The sequence below is a fragment of the Pseudomonas sp. NPDC099000 genome, assembly GCF_044759925.1.
Lineage (GTDB): Bacteria > Pseudomonadota > Gammaproteobacteria > Pseudomonadales > Pseudomonadaceae > Aquipseudomonas.
This window is the reverse complement of sequence record NZ_JBIWAF010000026.1, coordinates 18,266-35,178: the sequence shown is the minus strand read 5'-3', so window position 1 is coordinate 35,178 and position 16,913 is coordinate 18,266. Positions and strand designations below refer to the sequence as shown.

Below are 16,913 nucleotides of genomic sequence, written 5' to 3'. Positions count from 1 at the left end.
ATGCAGGGAGTTATTGCATTATGAACGCAACGATGAGCGCGCCACACATCTATCGTGCGAGTCATTATCTGTCTCGACAATTGATCCTCTCTCGTGACGACTGCCCATTTGGCAGCGAAATCAGAATTCAGTTTGACGACAGTCAAGCTCATGCATCCTTTGCTGCACCGCAAGAGATGAACGGCATTTACAGTGAAGTGCTCATGCAGACCCGGCTGATTGCCTTTTCGCTAAAAGACCATAATATATCCATTAAAAACAAATACTTAAGTCGGAGATTTGTCTGCGTCGGACAATCAGACCTCTCCGATTCAGCACTCACGGAAGAATTGATACAGTCCAGCGACGCCCTGCGCGATTTTGGCCAGACACTGGTTATCGCTTTCAATGAGTTACCCCTTTCAGCGGTCAGCTTTATTGATAAAAAGAAAATCCTAAACAACGTATATCTGTTGAAAGATCACGGCGTAGAGATCGCGTTCGATGGCTATAACATCGATGATGAAAGTATCGAAATATTTACAACTCTGAATCTTTTCGACTATATAAAGATCCCCCTTTCAGCCCTAGACTTGAGCCTTAAACTGACGGGCAACCCCGATTTATTCAATCGACTCCACGAACGCATGACCATGCTGACTCACACCACCAAAGTCGCCTTTATAGCCGACCGAGTCGAGCATGCTGCTAGCCATATACTGGCACGCGCGTTGCCATTTGATTACTTTCAAGGGAGCCATTACTCCCCTGCCGACACCCTATTAAACTAAAAAACCGAGTGAGTCCCTTCAGGAGAGAGACATGGAAAGCAGTACACCCCTCCCCAGAAAATATTTTGTCGTCGTTACTCATAGTCCGGCATTACAACTTGAGCTTGAGGCACTACTATCGAGCGAGCGCTATAACTCATTCGGTACGCCACAGGCAAAGATGTTTGTCGAAGGTGTTGCCCTACCCTCTTCCGCCCCAAAACTAATGGAGTTTATTTCCCCTCACCTGGACAGGATTGTCCCTCCTGTTATCAGACATGATACACAGCGCATACTCTCGACATTCGAATCCGAGTGGCGAGCGGCCCAGTCCGACACGCGTTCCAATAACCTCTCCCCTCGTGCAGATGAAGACAGCACGCGGGATTCCCTCTCCAATGTACCGGCCAGACCACACTATCCTTATTCCGAAGCCTGGCGACTGAACAATGTCAATGGCGCTTTGATTAAAGATGATGTCGAAATTGTCTTGACTGGTCTTGAAGCCACACTGGTAAAAAAGATGCTGCACCATGATGACCGGGTAGTCAGCAAAGATGACCTTATTCGGAGCATTGGCAGAGAACCCGAACATTATCGAGGTTTGGAAATGTGCCTGAGCCGGCTACAGGAAAAGTTTAAAAATGCCAGTAATGGCGAACGTCTTTTCCGAGCAGTCAGAAATCGTGGCTATTGCCTGATTCAAAAAATCATACGAGGAAAAAGCCTCACCTGAGCCAATGAAATGACCACGATGGTAGTGCATACAAAAATAACAAAAGCACCCCACGATTCCACCCTCCAGCGCCTCCCGCCCCCCCCTCAGATAAACCCCGCCCTCACCGCCCCTTGAATCAACTTACATTAACGACTTTTTCTAACACCTCGCCTCCTCACTATAATCGCCAGATAAAACAACCACTCGTTAAAAGTCGTCAGACAGCTTTCAGCCCAATAAATTAATCTATTCACTGACGAGCGCGCCGCACAGTGGCGTTTCGACCGTCAATGTTTTGCCCTCTTATAAAAACAATAATGTTTGTTACATCAACTTGGCTCTTGTCTGTCGACACGCGAATGGACGTATTTTGGGGATATCGCATGGTTAACAATCTTCGTATCAATCGAAATACCCACCTCAAAGGATTGACCTTTTGGGGACAATGGGCACTGGGTCAGGGCTTTGTTGTTGCCCTGTTGTTTCTATTGGTTTATTACCAGACCGGAACGGTAGAGTTCTATTATCGAGTGTGCGCAATTCTTGCTGTACTTGCCTCGGTGCCCGCCTATACATGGTGTGGCGTCTATGCGAAGAAGGATAACTACCTCGAGGGATTGGGACGTTTGTTGATGGGCTGGACAATGACCCTGGCGGCATTGGCCTGTGTGGCGTTCATCTGCAAGGCTGATGAACTGTTTTCCCGTCAACTGATCCTGGTATGGGCAGCCTGCGGTTACCTCGGGCAGGCACTGTTGTACGTTCCGCTGCACGGTTTCTCGCAATACTATCAACGCTCACTTCAAAGCGAGCATAAAACTCTGATCGTCGGTACGGGTGAGTTGGCGCTGGGACTCGCCAGGAAGCTGCGTAGCCTTGAACACTTCCCGCTGGTGGGGTTGGTCAGCACGGACACCACACTCCCCCTGGCGATGGGTTCGCCGCCGATCGTAGGCCCGCAGGAGCAGCTGCTGCAGTTGATCAAGGCCCATGACATCAGACGGTTGTACATCACGATGCCGCTCAGTGAAGCAGCAAAAATCGAAGCCATGTATATCGATTTGCTGGGTGCCAACGTCGACGTGGTCTGGGTGCCGGACTTGAACAGCCTGACGCTGCTCAATCACTCGGTAAGGGTCGTGGACGGCTTGCCGGCGATCTACTTGAATGAAAGCCCGTTGACCAGCCAGCCGACCGCCGCACTGAGTAAAAGCCTGCTGGAAAAGAGCGTGGCGCTGTTGGCCATTGTCCTTCTAAGCCCACTGCTGTTGCTGATTGCCTTGGCCGTTAAACTCAATTCCCCAGGCCCGGTGTTCTTCAAACAGGACCGTCACGGTTGGAATGGCAAGGTGATCCAGGTCTGGAAGTTTCGCTCGATGCGCGTGCACGATGATCTTGAGGTCAAGCAGGCCAGCCGAAACGATTCGCGGATCACTCCGGTTGGACGCTTTATCCGCCGCACTTCCCTCGATGAACTGCCGCAGTTGATCAATGTGCTGCAAGGCCATATGGCCCTGGTCGGGCCACGTCCCCACGCCGTTGCGCACAATGATTACTACTCCGGGAAAATTCTCGCTTACATGGCTCGTCACCGAATCAAACCGGGGATTACCGGACTGGCTCAAATCAACGGTTGCCGCGGCGAGACCGACACCATCGACAAAATGCAAAAGCGTGTGGAGATAGACCTCAAGTACATCAACAACTGGTCGTTGTGGCTGGATCTGAAGATCCTGGTGAAGACACCCTTCACCTTGCTGTCAAAAGACATTTATTGATGGCTTGAACATCAGGCACCGCAAAATGACAAGGGGACGCAAGTCCCCTTTTTCATGGGCGTCAATTGAGCCCTGATACCTACTCAAGAGCATTCACCAACACCCTTGGGAAACCTGCCAACAGGAAACGCAGTCGCACCAGGGGACCATGTCAGCCCCCGGCTTATCGTTGCAAGTGCATCGGGATAACGCAGAGAACCCTGCGCAGGATGGTGTTCACTAAAAGCCCTTCCAGGTAGTCCCCTTCCGGTCGACCGCGACGCGATCTGCAGCGCTAATTGCCCTGCAGATCGCCCGCTTTCACTCAGTGATCTTGTCGAAGTTACGGTAGAACAAGTCGCTGTCACGGCTATCGGTCATCGAGTGCAGCCAGTAGCTGCGATTGAGCCGTGCACCACCGTCCCGGGTCAGCGGCGACCAGACGATATTGGCGCGACGCATGGTCGACATGCTCATCAGTTCGTCGAAAGGAATGGAGATGTAGATACCCTTGTCGAAACTGCCTTCACCGTACTCCGCTTTTGTCGCGGTGGTCAGCGTGGCCCAGGCACCGAATCGCACACCATTGCGAAACTCCCGTGACAGGTCGATCGTGGCGCCCCAATCACGCGCCAGGTAACGGCCGACACTGACGGCTGCCTGGGTATCGAAAGGCAAGTCGGTATAGCCGGTGATGTGGCCGGTCACGGTCGAGTAATCCCGCAGGCCAAAGCCCTGGTTGAACTCGCGCTGACGCACGTAGTTCAGGTCTGCACCCACCGACCAACGCTGGCCCGCAGGACGGAACAGCACCTCACCGCCCACACCGGCAAACATCGACTCCAGATAGCCGCCGTAGACCATGCCGTACAGGTCTTTATCCAACTGCTCGGCATGGGTGAGCTGGAACGTGGGCATGGTGACGTCAGAGGTCGTGAGGTACTTGCGCAGGTCCGTCCGCACCCGGGGCAAGCCACTCGGCGCGTCGTAGGTAAAGTTATCGTAGTTATTCACCAGGTTGGCGCTGAGCAGGCCGCTCCACCAGGTGTTGCGCGTGAAGCGATATTCGGCGTCCGCATCGGCACTCAATTGATAGAGCAAACCGTCAGGGCCACCGACGTTCTGTTTGTAGCCCAGGCCGATACCGTAGTTGAAGGGATCGCGCTTCGCGGTATAGAGCGTGGTCTCGGTGTGCGGCATCGCCCCGTTGACCTCGGTCGTGCGGTGCAAGGTTTGCAGCGGTTCCTCGTTGTTAACCACTTCGCGAAAGGTCTCGCGAGGCACGCTGGTTTCTTCCAACGGCATGTCGTAACGCTTGTTCACCAGGGTGAACCAGTCGATATCGTCGTTGACGCTGTTGTCCAGAATCCGGCTGGCACGGCCGACGGCTTTTGCCGAATGGAAATAATTCGTCTGCTCGCCGTACACAAATAACTCGGGGCCGCGCTGAGTGATGCGCTCGACTTTATAGCCCGCATTTTTCTGCAAGCGTTGCGATACGTTGGCCCAGTTGACCTGATCCGGCGGTGTGGCGGGTGCCTGTGTCGGCAGACGCTCCGCTGGCGGATCGTAAGTCTTGGCCGGCGCCTTGCGGCTGACGAAGTTGGTGTGCAGGGTGATGCCGAACATCGCGGTATTGCCGCGCTCCCAACCCGCGCTGAGATCGACCGAATCGGTCAGCTTGAACACAGCGCCGATGTTGATGGGCGAGTCTTGTTTGATGGCGTTGTCTTTCGGCTCGTTTTTGTAATCGTTGCCTTCGTACTCGAGCTTCAGGCTGAGCGGCTCCCACGGTGTCTGGTAGGTGACACCGCCAAACAATGAAGGTCGCCCACGGAAATAGGCATTGGTGTTGACGTCACCGGTGCCCTCGCCGTCTGGCCGGGTGTTGAAGCGATCAGCCGCCCAACCCAACGGGTTGTCGAAATCGCCTCGATTGCCGATGTATCCCCAGGCAATACCCGCGCTGAAATCAAAGTCGTCATAGCGTTTGTTGGCGACCAGGAATTCGCTGGAGAACAGGCCGGTACCGCCGATGTCGCGAAAGCCCAGGGCCAGTTCAGGCGCCCAGTGGCTTTCTTGCCAAAGGCGTACCTTGAGGTCCACGGCCTTGTCTTTATAACTCTGGTCGCCACTCAACGACTCGGGGCCATACCTGCGGTTGGTGATCGCGGTATAGCGAAACGAGCCTTCCAGCCATTCGAACGGCTGCAATGAAACGCTGTAACGGGTATAGGGATCGGTTCGACTGGCATTCACACTCAACTCGCCGGCCGGGGCCATTCGGGCGGTCGGCGTTTGCATCAAGCCCACGCCGCCGAAATCATTCTGAGTCAATCGCGGCTCTGCGTGAGCCAAACCACACGGCAACAACAGCACTGCAGCAAAACGTAAATTCAAGGAACCACCTCAGCCAGTTGCGTGGCAAGAAATTCGGCCAACTGCTGATTCAGTTCAGGTATAGGCGGATTAAGATCATCGGTTTTGACAGGGACCAGGATTTTGCTGCCCGCGGCTGGCACCTGCCCGCTTTCGCGATTCCACGGCGCGATCCCGACCCGGCGTGTGATGCCATCGGGCTGAACGATCCAGAGGTAATCGGCCTCGGCATCGGCCAGCGGTGAACACCCTTGCAGGTAATCCCGCGCCTCTTGCAGCGGGCGATAGGCGAGTCGGCAGGGTTCGGCGACAGCGCCCAGCACTTCAACCTCCTCGGAACGCGTCGGGTAGATCAGGCTGTCGCCGTCATCGAGGCGAAAGTTGCGAGCGAACCCGACCTCTACCGCGATCGGGTCCAGCACAGCCACCTGGCGCCCGGTGACCGGCATGCGACTGACTCGCTCGTACAACTGCAACGCCAATGCCGCCCGGCTGGGGCGATCAAAGAGCAATGCGGTGCGTTGCAGCACCTTCAAATCGAACAAGACCCCGGCTTTGAGCCGAGTCTGCTCCTCGATCAATGGTTGTCGCAGCCAGGCAGCCGCCAGCCAGTAGCTTTCAGGATCCGGTTGCGCATAACGAATGACGTCCAGCACGCGCCCCCCGGGTTGCAGCTCGACCGGCCCCGGATTGCGCACGTCGCCGCTGACGCTGACAGCCCCATTCACGCCACCGGAGATCATCAACAGGCACGTCCATAACACCTTGGGAAACTTCAACGGACAGCCCTGCGCTCAGAGGTCAACTGCACGATTTTCACCCTGAGTTGCCCAGTCAATTGCTGCTCACTCTGGAGGATGAAACCGTTATCCGGATCGACCCAATAATGATTGGTCGCGCGCAGGCCAATAGCCGGTGCTTCTATCTGCTCATCGACACGCAGCACGGCGTATTCCTTGTCCAGGATCCTGAGGGTTTCCATGGGTTTTCGGGTGAAGCGACTGCTCACGGCAACACCCACTTCGTAACCCCGATAGAGATCGATCCAGCGTTGGCTGGTGTATCCATCGGGCAGTCGGTGAAGGCCTTGCTTGAACGGCGATTGCGCTTCGATACGGGTCCCGTCCAGGTCACCCTCGAAGCCAAGTCCGACAGTGCGCACCGCCAGGCCGTCGCGCATCAACAGCACTTGCTTGCCGGACGCGACCCAGTACTGCAAGTCGCCGCGTTGACGCACCATCGCCAACACCCCTTCGCCGGAAGGGGTCGTCAGCTTGAGTTGGGGATACTGAACTTCGGCTACTTGCGCCGCGGTCAACTCCAGGTCGTCGGGCCCGGTGACCACGGCTTTGAAGTTCGCCAGCGTGGCCCTCATCAGTGGATTACATCCACACAACAGCAAGGCCGCCATCAAGCAGACGCTAACTTTCAACGTTCTCACAGTGGGACCAGACCTTATCTGCTGTTGGCTTCACTTAAGTTGTTTTGTGCAGCCGCGCCCATGCCGAGAATCGAGGCCGATGGCACCAATTGACTGATGAAACGGTTCCAACGGGTAACGTTGGCAGGGCCCACGTAAACAATGTCCTGGGGGCGGACATCGAAGTGAGTGGCAAGCGCCATGGCCGAAGGCGATTCGGCTTGCAGTTGGTAGATTTTGGCGGGTTCTACATCGAGGTTTTCCACGCCCCGAATGACGTACACGGCGTTGCCGTTCGAGGTGGTCTGGTTCAATCCTCCTACCGAGCCAATGACGTCAGAAAGATTCATGGTGCGAGTCTTGAACGTCAACGCGCGCGGCTGATTGACCTCGCCCATCACGTAGATCTTTTTGTTGTCGTTGTACGGCAAATACAACTGGTCGCCGCCTCTGAGATAGACCTTCTGCAACTCGGCATTCTGTTGATTGAGCGCGTCGAGATTCAAGGGATAAACCCGCCCGTTTCGCGTCAACAGCAACCCGGACAAGTCCGCATTCAGCGGGTCGACACCGGCCGAGCCCAAGGCTTCAATCACATTGAGCGGGTTGGTGGAGATCGCTTGAGAGCCAGCTCTCAATACGGCGCCCGACACCACCACTTTCTGACTGGCAAAGCGCAACACGGCGACATCCACTTGCGGATCCGAGATGAAGGTCGACAACTTCTCGGCGATGTCGGATCGCAGTTGCTGAATAGTCTTTCCGGCGGCCTGTACTTCTTTGATGTAGGGGTAGTAAAGCGTGCCATCGGAACGAACAAGACGACCGTTTGCATCGATCTGCTGTTGCGCGCCGGAAGGAGCGGTTAACTCAGGGTGATCCCATACCGTGATGTACAAGACATCGTTGTTACCAATGCGGTATTCGTCCGGCGAGGTCAACAATTCCGGGGGCAATGACTCACGTACCTGAGTGGCCCTGTCCATGGCGATGAGCTTGGGGGTAATCGGAATAAGCTCAACCCGACTGTTTTCGCTGGCGCCTTCGCGAGTGATATCGCTGGTGCTCATATGTTGACCCGGCGAAAACATACAACCTTGCAAAGCAATACTTGCCAGCATTAAAAAAGGAACACTACGAATCATAATGGCACTACGCTATTCAAGGGCAAACCCAAAGCAAGATCGCCCAGTGTTAGCCGGGCAATCTTGTGTGACACCTGCGGTATTTCTCAGTTCGTGCCGGTGGTCCCGGTAGTGCCAGTAGTCCCGGTACTTCCGGTTGTTCCGCCATTGGAACTTCCACCGCTGCTGGAGGCAGCCACTGCACCAGAAACCAGCGCGGTGCTGGCCAGTGCAGCTTGTGCCGCCGTTACATCTCCCAGCACTTTTGTATCCAGAGCAAGAGGTACTTCTACCGCGAAAACCCCGCCGCTCATCATCGATAAAACAGCAATGACCATCATTTTTTTCATATCAAACTCCTTCCTGCGTGTTCTTTATATCTACGGACTTGCGGGATGTGTTTCCAGTCAATTTTCCCGACCATAATTAACATCACGCCCTGATATAACAGTTCAGCAGAGAAACCGGGGGCTGGAGCCCCCACGAGCCTTAGTCGAGGTAGCCCCTGGGATGATTCGATTGCCAACGCCAGGTGTCCGTCATCATCTCCTGCAAGTTCCGCGTAGCCTTCCAGCCGAGCTCCTTCGCCGCTTTGGAAGGATCGGCCCAACACTCGGCGACGTCGCCCGAGCGTCGCGGCATTACGCGATAAGGCACTGGCCGCCCCGAAGCCTGTTCGAATGCCCGCAGTACCTCCAGAACGCTGTAACCGTCGCCCGTGCCCAGGTTCCAGATATTGATTCCGGTGCGCGTCGAGATCGACTGCAACGCCTTTAAGTGCCCGTCCGCCAGATCCAACACGTGAATGTAGTCGCGCACGCCGGTGCCATCGACCGTGGGGTAATCATCACCAAATATCGACAGTTCCCGCAGACTGCCGACGGCCACCTGGCTGATGTAAGGCACCAGGTTATTGGGAATGCCGCTGGGGTCTTCACCCATGTGGCCGCTGGCGTGAGCGCCGATCGGGTTGAAGTAACGCAACAGCGCGATGCTCCAGCGCGGCTCTGCCGCACACAGATCCTGCAGCACGTTTTCGATGAACAGTTTGGATTGCCCGTAAGGATTGGTCGGCGTGCCTGTTGGAAAATCTTCACGAATCGGCATTTGCTCAGGCGCGCCGTACACCGTGGCCGATGAACTGAACACCAGACGGAATACGCCGGCCGCGGACATCGCCTGGCACAGGGTAATGCTCCCGCAAACATTGGACTCGTAATACTCAAGCGGCTTGCGCACGCTTTCGCCTACGGCTTTGAGCCCGGCAAAATGCAGGACAGCATCGATGGAATGTTCCTGAAAAATCCGGTCCAGCAATGCCCGGTCGCACACATCCCCGCGAATCATTGACGCGGTTTTGCCGCAGATAGCTTCAATGGCGTGCAGGGACGCGTCAGAGCTATTGCACAGGTTGTCCAGTACAACCACGTCGAAGCCCGCCTCAAGCAGCGCAAGTGTGGTGTGAGAACCGATATAACCGGTTCCACCCGTTACCAGAATCTTCATAGAGCGGTCCATAGTGGGGTATTGAAGTGCTCAATGACAGGTAATGTTAAATACGCACATCACCCATTGACGCCAAACACTTATTAGCACTTCAGAACAACCGACACTATTGATAGACGCCGACTAAAATTAACTAAACACCCTCAGCCCCGACAACTAATAACATTTACCCCACTCTGCACCTGCTAATAATTGCCAACAAATCACCACTCAGGTATTAAAGTACAACCTCAGTAATACATCAAAACTCACTACCACGCTCGATACTGTTTTCCGTGTGGCTGTGAACAATGACTTTCCAGGATATATCTATGATTCGTAAATGCTTGTTCCCCGCCGCCGGTTATGGCACGCGCTTCTTACCTGCGACTAAAGCCATGCCAAAGGAAATGCTGCCGATCGTCAACAAGCCTTTAATCCAGTACGCCGTTGAAGAAGCACGGGACGCCGGTCTGCAGCACATGGCAATTGTGACCGGCCGGGGCAAACGTGCGCTGGAAGACCATTTCGATATCAGCTATGAACTGGAACACCAGATTCGCGGCACCGAAAAGGAGAAGTTTCTGGCCGGCACGCGAGAGCTGATAGAAACCTGCACGTTCGCCTACACCCGTCAGGTCGAAATGAAAGGCCTGGGGCATGCGATTCTCAGCGGTCGTCCCTTGATCGGCGACGAACCGTTTGCCGTGGTGCTGGCGGATGACTTGTGTCTGAACCTGCAAGGTGACGGCGTACTGGCGCAGATGATCAAGCTCTACAAAAAATTCCGTTGCTCGATCGTGGCCATTCAAGAAGTCCCCCGGGATCAGACGCACAAATACGGTGTGATTGCCGGCGAGTTGATTTCCGAGGGCATCTACCGGGTCAACAGCATGGTCGAGAAGCCGGCGCCCGAGGACGCACCGTCCAACCTGGCAATCATTGGCCGCTACATTCTGACCCCCGACATCTTTGATTTGATCGCCGACACCCAACCGGGCAAGGGCGGCGAAATCCAGATTACCGACGCGCTGATGAAGCAGGCGCAGAATGGCTGCGTGCTGGCCTACAAGTTCGAAGGCCTGCGCTTTGATTGCGGCGGTGCAGAAGGCTATATCGACGCCACCAACTTTTGCTATGAGCAGCTTTATCTCAACGGTCTTTAACCCACTCATTCACCCAGGCAGGCCACTATGACCACTGCAAAACGCTCGGTAGAGATCGAACAGAAAGCGGGCAACATCGGGGTGATGGCCTGGCTGTCAAAAACCCCGTCGTTATCCTCCACCTCTGCGGCCTGGTTTGGCACAACCTTGTTGGTCGAGCGCATCGGGGTGTTCCCCTCTTCGGGCGATATCCATCGCCCGGTCAGGGACCCTTTTGCACTCTTGAACCATCTGAAAAGTCTGTACGCCCGCCAGGCCCTGGATATCGATGAACGCGATGGGCTTAAAGTGATTTTCAATGATTGGCGATTCCGGGTTCGCGTGCGCTACAGCGACCCGGCAATCATCATCAATGTTGAAACGCGATGTGATCCTGACTTGATGCCTGTGAAAACCGCAGAGCTGCTGAGCCATCTGGAACACTTTGAACGGTGAATGATTACTTCAAAGCGGAACCGCACTTACCCTGCACCTCACTGCCCCCTTCGACAATCAGGCGATACACGTAATCGGCGATAAGCCGACCGCCCGAACCCGGGACAGGGTGTATTTTGTCCGGGCCGATCATGGGGGTCGGCCCGTCACTGGCGTAGCGTTTGAAGTCGGGACCGAATGTGCACTGCAAACTCGAATACACAATGTTTTCCGAACGCGCCCAAGGCTCAAGCACCTGGGCGTACTCCGACATCGGATAGGCACTGGAGCGCGTTGTGTCCTGACGCAGGATGACGTTGATGCTCGCCGCCGGATGAACTTCACGGACCATCCGCACCAACCCTTTCATGTTCTCCAGATAGTCCTTGGGCTTAACGCCAAACCCCTGGTCATTACCGCCTAACATGATCAGGTAAACGTCCGCCGGTATCTTTGAAACGACGGCCTTCCATTGGGTTTGCCATTGGTGGTCGTTTTTATAAAAGTCACCTGAAGCGGCGCCGGAAGCAGCGAGTTTGGAGACCCTGACGCCACCCTGAGTATTGGCCAGCCACAGACCAAACAACGTCGGCGCACCTTTCACTACTTCGAGCCTTAACGACCATTCAGCATTGGCGGGGACGCTAAGTTGCACTTCCTGAACCCCTGAACCGGCCATCGTCAAAGGCTGCCAGGTATCTGAAGGTGCCCACCGATAGCGCATCTCACTGGTTTTGCCATTGCCCAGGTAGAGCAATTTGGCATGGGCGATGGACGTAGTGATTGCAGTCGTTTCGTTGGCGTCCAGCTCAACATAAGCACCGACTTTCCCGGTAACAGTGCGGCTGTCCGGACTTGCCTGGCCAAGACTGGAAACGTCCCAATCCCCACCGAAATACTTCTTGCTGCTGCGGGTGTATTTGAAATTCGTACCGCCGAGCGCGGCACCGTGATTGAACCCGACATAACCAGGCCCGGCGAAACCAAAATCTTTCGCCAGGTGCTGAGTGAGGGCATTGAGATAAAAGTCCTGCCCCGCGCTGTAACTGTCGCCAATCACCGAGATGGCCAGCACCTCCCCCGCTTTACCCTTGGCCATTGCGGCAAGCCGCTCGCGTGAACTTCTCACTTCGACAACCGGAGCAGAAACGGGGCGCACATCATCGACATCTACCATTGACTCATCCATCTATCAGGAAGCCGGCTGAATGGGTGCTCAGGATTGAGACACCGTCAACCCGACCTCTGGGGTCTTTTTACGGGTAACACGCTCACCCAAAAACAGAACGGAAGTCAGGCTGAAACGGCTGAAAACGTTCGACAACAACACGGGCCCCAACAATCCACACAGCACACCGCCTGCGACCAGAACGCTGTCGTCCGTGACCCCCAAACGACCCAAGACGAACCGCGAACTGGCGGCAAACAGCACGTGAAAAAGGAAGATGGCGTAAGAATATCCACCCAGCCAGATCAGGGCTTTCGAGCGCATGTCAGTCGACAGTAGCGCGACACAGGACGTACAGCCAACGAGCAAACCGACAAGGCTTCTGCGATCGACAATGAGTTCGCGATCCACGGCGGCGACATAAAGCAACACAGCCGATATCAAGACGAACACGACCGGTCCGATCACTTTCAGCGATTGCTTTAAAGCGCTGACCTTTTCGTGGCAAATCATCCCCGTCACAAAAAACGGCAGCAAATAGACCGCGCCATTGATGCCAAACGCATCAACCGGAAACAGCGGCAGCAAGAACACCAGCGCCGAAAACAAGAACAGCAGATACAGCCGCGTCGCGGTCTGCAACAGGCCGCGCCATTGCAGAAAGCCGACAAACACAAAGATGATGAAGACGGCCTGCAAAAACCAGAAATGGTTAACCGGTATGTAAAACGACAACAAGGCGTCGATCAACCCGACGTCCTTGTTAACGCCAGGGCCTACAACCTGCAGCACCGAAAATGGAATACCGACAAAAAACAAAGGCACGATCAACCGTCTCACTTTGCCAACGCAGTAAGCGGAGAAGTCATTGCCCCGGATTTTGTAAATCGAATAGATATAGCCCGAGATAAAGGTGAACAGCGGCATCCTGACGTACACCATCGAATCCGCCAGAATCCGAAATGGCGAGCCCAGGTCTATTTTCAGTCCGCCACCCAGCGGACCTATCACGTGATAGAGCACCAGCAGCAGGCAAGCCAGCCCTCTGAGCGTTTCTATTTCCAACGATTTTTTCTTGCTTTGCATAGACCACAAACCTCAGCTCTAGACGCTTGATTCAACCGACTCAGGTTTCTTTGAGCGCAGCTGCAATCCCAGCCCCAGAAACAGTACCGGAACCACCATGGAGAAATGTCGCGCAAACGAACCGAAGTCAGGCTCGAACAAACCCTGCACCAATAAAAAGGACAGTGGGATAGAGATCAGCTCTTTGACCTTAGGCTCGATGGTTGAGCCCTTGTAGTGACTCGACGTCATCATTTTGAACATCAGCAACGAGGTCATCATCATCAGGACGACGAATATGATCTGGCCCAGACCGGAGAGCAGGATCAACTCCACCGGGAAAGACAGCCTGAAAAAGATGCTCATCGAGTCCACGGCTTGCGACACGAAGTCACCGCCGTTAATCCACGAAACGATCAATGACTTCGAGCCTTCTTCACCCAAGGTCCGCTGTTCATTGTTACTGGCGCGAATGGATGAAACCGAATAGCCGACCAGTAACTGTATGGCCGTCGCGATCACCAGGTAGAACATGAACAACATCACGAAAAAGCTGAAACGCGATACATGCTTCTTCATCACGCACACGCCGACCCAGACCAGCGAAAACAATATCCAGTAGGGCCGGATCAGCACACCGTAAAAAAGCGCAGAAAGGAAAAAGCCCGCTCGGTAGCGTTTCGAGAAGGAGAAAAACAGAATGGCGATCACCGCCACCGAGACAATGATTTCCTTGGTCAGGTTATCGAGGAAAAACGACCTGACCACCCCCCACAGGCACAAGGTCAGGAAGATCGTTATCGGTATTCTTTTGAAGATGAAGATCGGGATGGAGGTCAGAAACAGGTTGCACAACATCCCGTAGGCCCACGCATTGGTCAGGTTGATACCGGTGGGACGCAACAGGTAGGCGGAACATTCATAAGAAGACCGGTCTGGCGAAAACGGATTCCAGAAATTGCAGTTGTCTGAACGAACGTATGACGTCCACAAGGTCATGGCATCAGGGCCAGGATCGCGGTGCATCAGCAGCGGCATCGCAATAGACAGAAAAAGACCACAGAGCAGAATCAGGAATGAAATGGGTGAGTCGAGTTTTCTTCCGCGAAACTCTATGGACGGTAGAGAGATAGCCATTACAAGCTCCCCTTCGCCCGGGCAAACCTGGTCAGCAACGCAATGACGGCCAACTGCACCGTAATCGAAAAGACGTTACCCCACGCCGCGCCATAAATTGAATAGTGCTTGATGAGCACATAACTGACGGGCAGTGAAATCACCAGGCAGATCGCCGCACTGGCTAACGAAACCCGACTGTTCTTTGAGGCAATAAGGCCTCCCCACACGATGTCGCCGACAGCGCGCAGGGCAAAAGACAAAATCAGGATCGCTAAAATCCGGTTATCCGGACGCGGGACTGCTGCGTCCACATAATCGAGCAGGATGTTGAAGAAGGCATAAATCAGCACAGCCACCGCGCAGGAAACAATCAAAGAGCGCAGCACCCATTGATTCACGAACAATTGCCGGACCGTCAGCGCCTGCTGGTTATTTTTATAACGCTTGGCGAGTACGGGAATGCCCACCACTGCAACTACGGCGTAGGACAGCGCTTGCAACGTATTGGCGGCGGACCAGGAATACACGTATTTGCCGAGGCTGGCATACGGTTCAATGTCCAGAATCAGAAAACGCTCAGCGTACTGACTCAACGCGATCAGGCCGCCTCCCAGATAAAAGGGCAACCCTGCCCTCCAGACCGATACCGTGGTGACGGCACTGACTTCCCGGCCCTTATGAACGTTAACCACAATGAAGTAACCGGCCACGATGACCAGCAAGTTGGTGGCCACCCATAACCAGAGAACACTGGCGATGGTGGACACTACGCCCGCCATCAGTGCGCCAACGGCAAGGAACGCCCAGAGGCCGGTCTTGATGAAAAACAACAACGCGCCCCAGTTGGCTTTTTGTGCGGAAAAGACAAACGAGTTTATTTCGAAGGAAAGATGCTCGGTGAGCAGCAACAGCGTGACGCACGCGATCAACGTGGCACTCGCCTCAACATCGCTGAACAGTGAGTAGAGTGCGACCGTGACCACCGATAACAACAAACCAACGGCCAGGTACAAAATCAGTACCTTATCAACAACAAGCTTCGTACTACCCCCCACGCTGATCAGCCGGTTGATTTCAGAACTGAACCCGACGCTGTAAAACTTCGAGGCGATCAACGAAGCGGCCACCACCACCCCGTAGAAACCCAACGCCTCATAACCCAGGTAATGCGTGATGGCCAACACCAGCAAGAACTTTGCGCCTAATGCACCTCCCCGTAGCAACAGCCGAAATATCATCGAACAATCCCTTTGATGATGGTGTCCATCAGCTCCGTTTTGGCTTCGATTTCTTTGCAGGTGTCCGTCAGTTTTTTACCGAATCTGGACAATGCGTTCGGCGCGTAAACAGTGTCGATGATGGTGTCGACATTGATGTCCCCGCCGTTGATCACCCAGTCTTCCACACCCATATCCTGATAGGCGCCAAAGCCTTTGCGTTCATAGCTGATATGGAACGCAGGCACGCCGGCGAGGAGCGATTCAATGGCTCCGTGCAGCCTCACGGAAATGACCAGATCAGGCTGATACTTGGCCAGTGTCGCCTTCAGGGGCAGGAGGTCCTCGGTAATACCGAGTTCCCGGTAGAACGCCCCGTCATCGTTGCCACGGACGGCGCTCTGGACAGCGCAGACCACTTTGCTCTTCGCCCTTAGTCGCTTCAACAGAAGCTTCAGGTTGGCAACATAGGCAACTTTCTTCTCTTTGCTCCATTCCGGCGGCTTGCGTAAAACCACGCAAACCACGGCCGGCGATGACGCACAGCGGGTGAACTTGGGTTGCACCAGTATCTTTTTCGCCAACGCCTGAACCGCCAGGTCTGGCGCTCGATAGACATTTTCATTGGATTCGAAAATGGCCGACGACCTGTTGTCACGGACAAACACCGCATCGGCGCTGGCGTAGTGTTTTACGATGGCACTGCTCTCACCGTGGAACGGGCCAATACTTTGCGGCAGGTAAACCGACGGCACCTTGCTCAAGATCGCCGTTTCGAGTTGTTTGGCATGACCCAGTTTCAGCTTGATGTGTTCAAAGGCGCTTTTTGACCGCATGTACCCGCCGCCCACCCCGACAATCAGATCGGTAGTACCCAAGAGTTCAGCGAGCGGCGCGTAAGACTGTTTAAGGAACACCGCTTCCTTTACGCGCCCCAGCCCTTTAGCCGCCATGACCGGCGCGTCATACCGCTTGTAGGGAAGGTAGCTAAATGACTGGGGGTCTGACGCAACGACATTGATTAATGTGTCAGCACCAAAGTTTCGCAGCACCAAGGCGATTGCCAAATCCACGAGAAGGCCATCACCCGAATTTGATGCACTGTAGCCGTGCAAAATAGTTACGTTCATAG

At 54.6% G+C, this 16,913-nt stretch carries 16 protein-coding genes; 5 read left to right on the top strand and 11 right to left on the bottom strand.

Translation table 11 applies throughout. The features are described from left to right. Positions 1 to 20 precede the first annotated feature (20 nt). The 3 genes from ACIQV9_RS23590 to ACIQV9_RS23580 all read left to right on the top strand — a co-directional run bounded on the left by ACIQV9_RS23590 (position 21) and on the right by ACIQV9_RS23580 (position 3,245). Complete coding sequence (locus tag ACIQV9_RS23590) at positions 21 to 770, top strand: EAL domain-containing protein (protein WP_403106588.1); 750 nt, start codon at positions 21 to 23, stop codon at positions 768 to 770. Between the two features lie 31 nt (positions 771 to 801). After that, a complete protein-coding gene (locus ACIQV9_RS23585) occupies positions 802 to 1,485 on the top strand; it encodes a transcriptional regulator (RefSeq protein WP_403106585.1) in 684 nt (227 codons plus the stop codon). 365 nt (positions 1,486 to 1,850) lie between these two features. Then, a complete protein-coding gene (locus ACIQV9_RS23580; RefSeq protein ID WP_403106582.1) occupies positions 1,851 to 3,245 on the top strand; it encodes an undecaprenyl-phosphate glucose phosphotransferase in 1,395 nt (464 codons plus the stop codon). A gap of 300 nt (positions 3,246 to 3,545) precedes the next feature. On the opposite strand, the gene ACIQV9_RS23575 is transcribed toward ACIQV9_RS23580, so the two are convergent. The 6 genes from ACIQV9_RS23575 to galE all read right to left on the bottom strand — a co-directional run bounded on the left by ACIQV9_RS23575 (position 3,546) and on the right by galE (position 9,653). Further along, positions 3,546 to 5,624, bottom strand: a complete 2,079-nt coding sequence (locus ACIQV9_RS23575) for a YjbH domain-containing protein (protein ID WP_403106580.1) — start codon at positions 5,622 to 5,624, stop codon at positions 3,546 to 3,548. Further along, complete coding sequence (locus ACIQV9_RS23570) at positions 5,621 to 6,346, bottom strand: capsule biosynthesis GfcC family protein (RefSeq protein ID WP_403106687.1); 726 nt, start codon at positions 6,344 to 6,346, stop codon at positions 5,621 to 5,623. The genes ACIQV9_RS23575 and ACIQV9_RS23570 overlap by 4 nt, the downstream gene beginning before the upstream one ends. A 32-nt stretch (positions 6,347 to 6,378) precedes the next feature. Continuing rightward, positions 6,379 to 7,044, bottom strand: a complete 666-nt coding sequence (locus ACIQV9_RS23565; RefSeq protein WP_403106578.1) for a YjbF family lipoprotein — start codon at positions 7,042 to 7,044, stop codon at positions 6,379 to 6,381. Positions 7,045 to 7,058: 14 nt separating this feature from the next. After that, entirely contained in the window at positions 7,059 to 8,114 is a 1,056-nt protein-coding gene (locus tag ACIQV9_RS23560) for a polysaccharide biosynthesis/export family protein (protein ID WP_403106684.1), read from the bottom strand. Between the two features lie 140 nt (positions 8,115 to 8,254). Next, on the bottom strand, positions 8,255 to 8,497 hold the full coding sequence (locus ACIQV9_RS23555; protein WP_403106574.1) for a hypothetical protein: 243 nt from the start codon (positions 8,495 to 8,497) through the stop codon (positions 8,255 to 8,257). A 139-nt stretch (positions 8,498 to 8,636) separates the two neighbouring features. After that, the gene (galE, locus tag ACIQV9_RS23550; protein WP_403106571.1) at positions 8,637 to 9,653 is read right to left on the bottom strand and encodes a UDP-glucose 4-epimerase GalE; all 1,017 of its coding nucleotides are present in this window, start codon (positions 9,651 to 9,653) and stop codon (positions 8,637 to 8,639) included. Between the two features lie 311 nt (positions 9,654 to 9,964). Here galE and galU point away from each other — a divergent pair, with 311 nt between their 5' ends. Continuing rightward, positions 9,965 to 10,798, top strand: coding sequence for a UTP--glucose-1-phosphate uridylyltransferase GalU (gene galU, locus ACIQV9_RS23545; RefSeq protein WP_090182155.1), 834 nt, complete (start codon positions 9,965 to 9,967; stop codon positions 10,796 to 10,798). A 27-nt stretch (positions 10,799 to 10,825) separates the two neighbouring features. Continuing rightward, on the top strand, positions 10,826 to 11,233 hold the full coding sequence (locus tag ACIQV9_RS23540; RefSeq protein WP_403106568.1) for a mannose-1-phosphate guanylyltransferase: 408 nt from the start codon (positions 10,826 to 10,828) through the stop codon (positions 11,231 to 11,233). A 4-nt stretch (positions 11,234 to 11,237) separates the two neighbouring features. Here ACIQV9_RS23540 and ACIQV9_RS23535 read toward each other — a convergent pair whose 3' ends face one another. The 5 genes from ACIQV9_RS23535 to ACIQV9_RS23515 are packed head-to-tail and all read right to left on the bottom strand — an operon-like array spanning position 11,238 to position 16,911. Then, entirely contained in the window at positions 11,238 to 12,389 is a 1,152-nt protein-coding gene (locus ACIQV9_RS23535) for an SGNH/GDSL hydrolase family protein (protein ID WP_403106681.1), read from the bottom strand. Between the two features lie 39 nt (positions 12,390 to 12,428). Beyond that, a complete protein-coding gene (locus ACIQV9_RS23530) occupies positions 12,429 to 13,466 on the bottom strand; it encodes an acyltransferase family protein (protein WP_403106566.1) in 1,038 nt (345 codons plus the stop codon). Positions 13,467 to 13,484: 18 nt separating this feature from the next. Beyond that, positions 13,485 to 14,582, bottom strand: coding sequence for a hypothetical protein (locus tag ACIQV9_RS23525; protein ID WP_403106563.1), 1,098 nt, complete (start codon positions 14,580 to 14,582; stop codon positions 13,485 to 13,487). Then, a complete protein-coding gene (locus ACIQV9_RS23520; protein WP_403106561.1) occupies positions 14,582 to 15,802 on the bottom strand; it encodes a polysaccharide biosynthesis C-terminal domain-containing protein in 1,221 nt (406 codons plus the stop codon). The genes ACIQV9_RS23525 and ACIQV9_RS23520 overlap by 1 nt, the downstream gene beginning before the upstream one ends. Beyond that, the gene (locus tag ACIQV9_RS23515) at positions 15,799 to 16,911 is read right to left on the bottom strand and encodes a polysaccharide pyruvyl transferase family protein (RefSeq protein WP_403106558.1); all 1,113 of its coding nucleotides are present in this window, start codon (positions 16,909 to 16,911) and stop codon (positions 15,799 to 15,801) included. Before ACIQV9_RS23515 ends, ACIQV9_RS23520 begins: the two co-directional genes overlap by 4 nt. Positions 16,912 to 16,913 lie beyond the last annotated feature (2 nt).

What these genes read in the sequence shown, in the direction of transcription:
- ACIQV9_RS23555 (WP_403106574.1), bottom strand. Translation starts at nt 8,497, where the DNA reads ATGAAAAAAATGATGGTCATTGCTGTTTTATCGATGATGAGCGGCGGG.
- ACIQV9_RS23570 (WP_403106687.1), bottom strand. Translation starts at nt 6,346, where the DNA reads ATGATCTCCGGTGGCGTGAATGGGGCTGTCAGCGTCAGCGGCGACGTG.
- ACIQV9_RS23540 (WP_403106568.1), top strand. Translation starts at nt 10,826, where the DNA reads ATGACCACTGCAAAACGCTCGGTAGAGATCGAACAGAAAGCGGGCAAC.
- ACIQV9_RS23515 (WP_403106558.1), bottom strand. Translation starts at nt 16,911, where the DNA reads ATGAACGTAACTATTTTGCACGGCTACAGTGCATCAAATTCGGGTGAT.
- ACIQV9_RS23530 (WP_403106566.1), bottom strand. Translation starts at nt 13,466, where the DNA reads ATGCAAAGCAAGAAAAAATCGTTGGAAATAGAAACGCTCAGAGGGCTG.
- ACIQV9_RS23560 (WP_403106684.1), bottom strand. Translation starts at nt 8,114, where the DNA reads ATGTTTTCGCCGGGTCAACATATGAGCACCAGCGATATCACTCGCGAA.
- ACIQV9_RS23520 (WP_403106561.1), bottom strand. Translation starts at nt 15,802, where the DNA reads ATGATATTTCGGCTGTTGCTACGGGGAGGTGCATTAGGCGCAAAGTTC.
- ACIQV9_RS23580 (WP_403106582.1), top strand. Translation starts at nt 1,851, where the DNA reads ATGGTTAACAATCTTCGTATCAATCGAAATACCCACCTCAAAGGATTG.
- galE (WP_403106571.1), bottom strand. Translation starts at nt 9,653, where the DNA reads ATGAAGATTCTGGTAACGGGTGGAACCGGTTATATCGGTTCTCACACC.
- ACIQV9_RS23590 (WP_403106588.1), top strand. Translation starts at nt 21, where the DNA reads ATGAACGCAACGATGAGCGCGCCACACATCTATCGTGCGAGTCATTAT.
- ACIQV9_RS23535 (WP_403106681.1), bottom strand. Translation starts at nt 12,389, where the DNA reads ATGGTAGATGTCGATGATGTGCGCCCCGTTTCTGCTCCGGTTGTCGAA.
- ACIQV9_RS23585 (WP_403106585.1), top strand. Translation starts at nt 802, where the DNA reads ATGGAAAGCAGTACACCCCTCCCCAGAAAATATTTTGTCGTCGTTACT.
- ACIQV9_RS23525 (WP_403106563.1), bottom strand. Translation starts at nt 14,582, where the DNA reads ATGGCTATCTCTCTACCGTCCATAGAGTTTCGCGGAAGAAAACTCGAC.
- galU (WP_090182155.1), top strand. Translation starts at nt 9,965, where the DNA reads ATGATTCGTAAATGCTTGTTCCCCGCCGCCGGTTATGGCACGCGCTTC.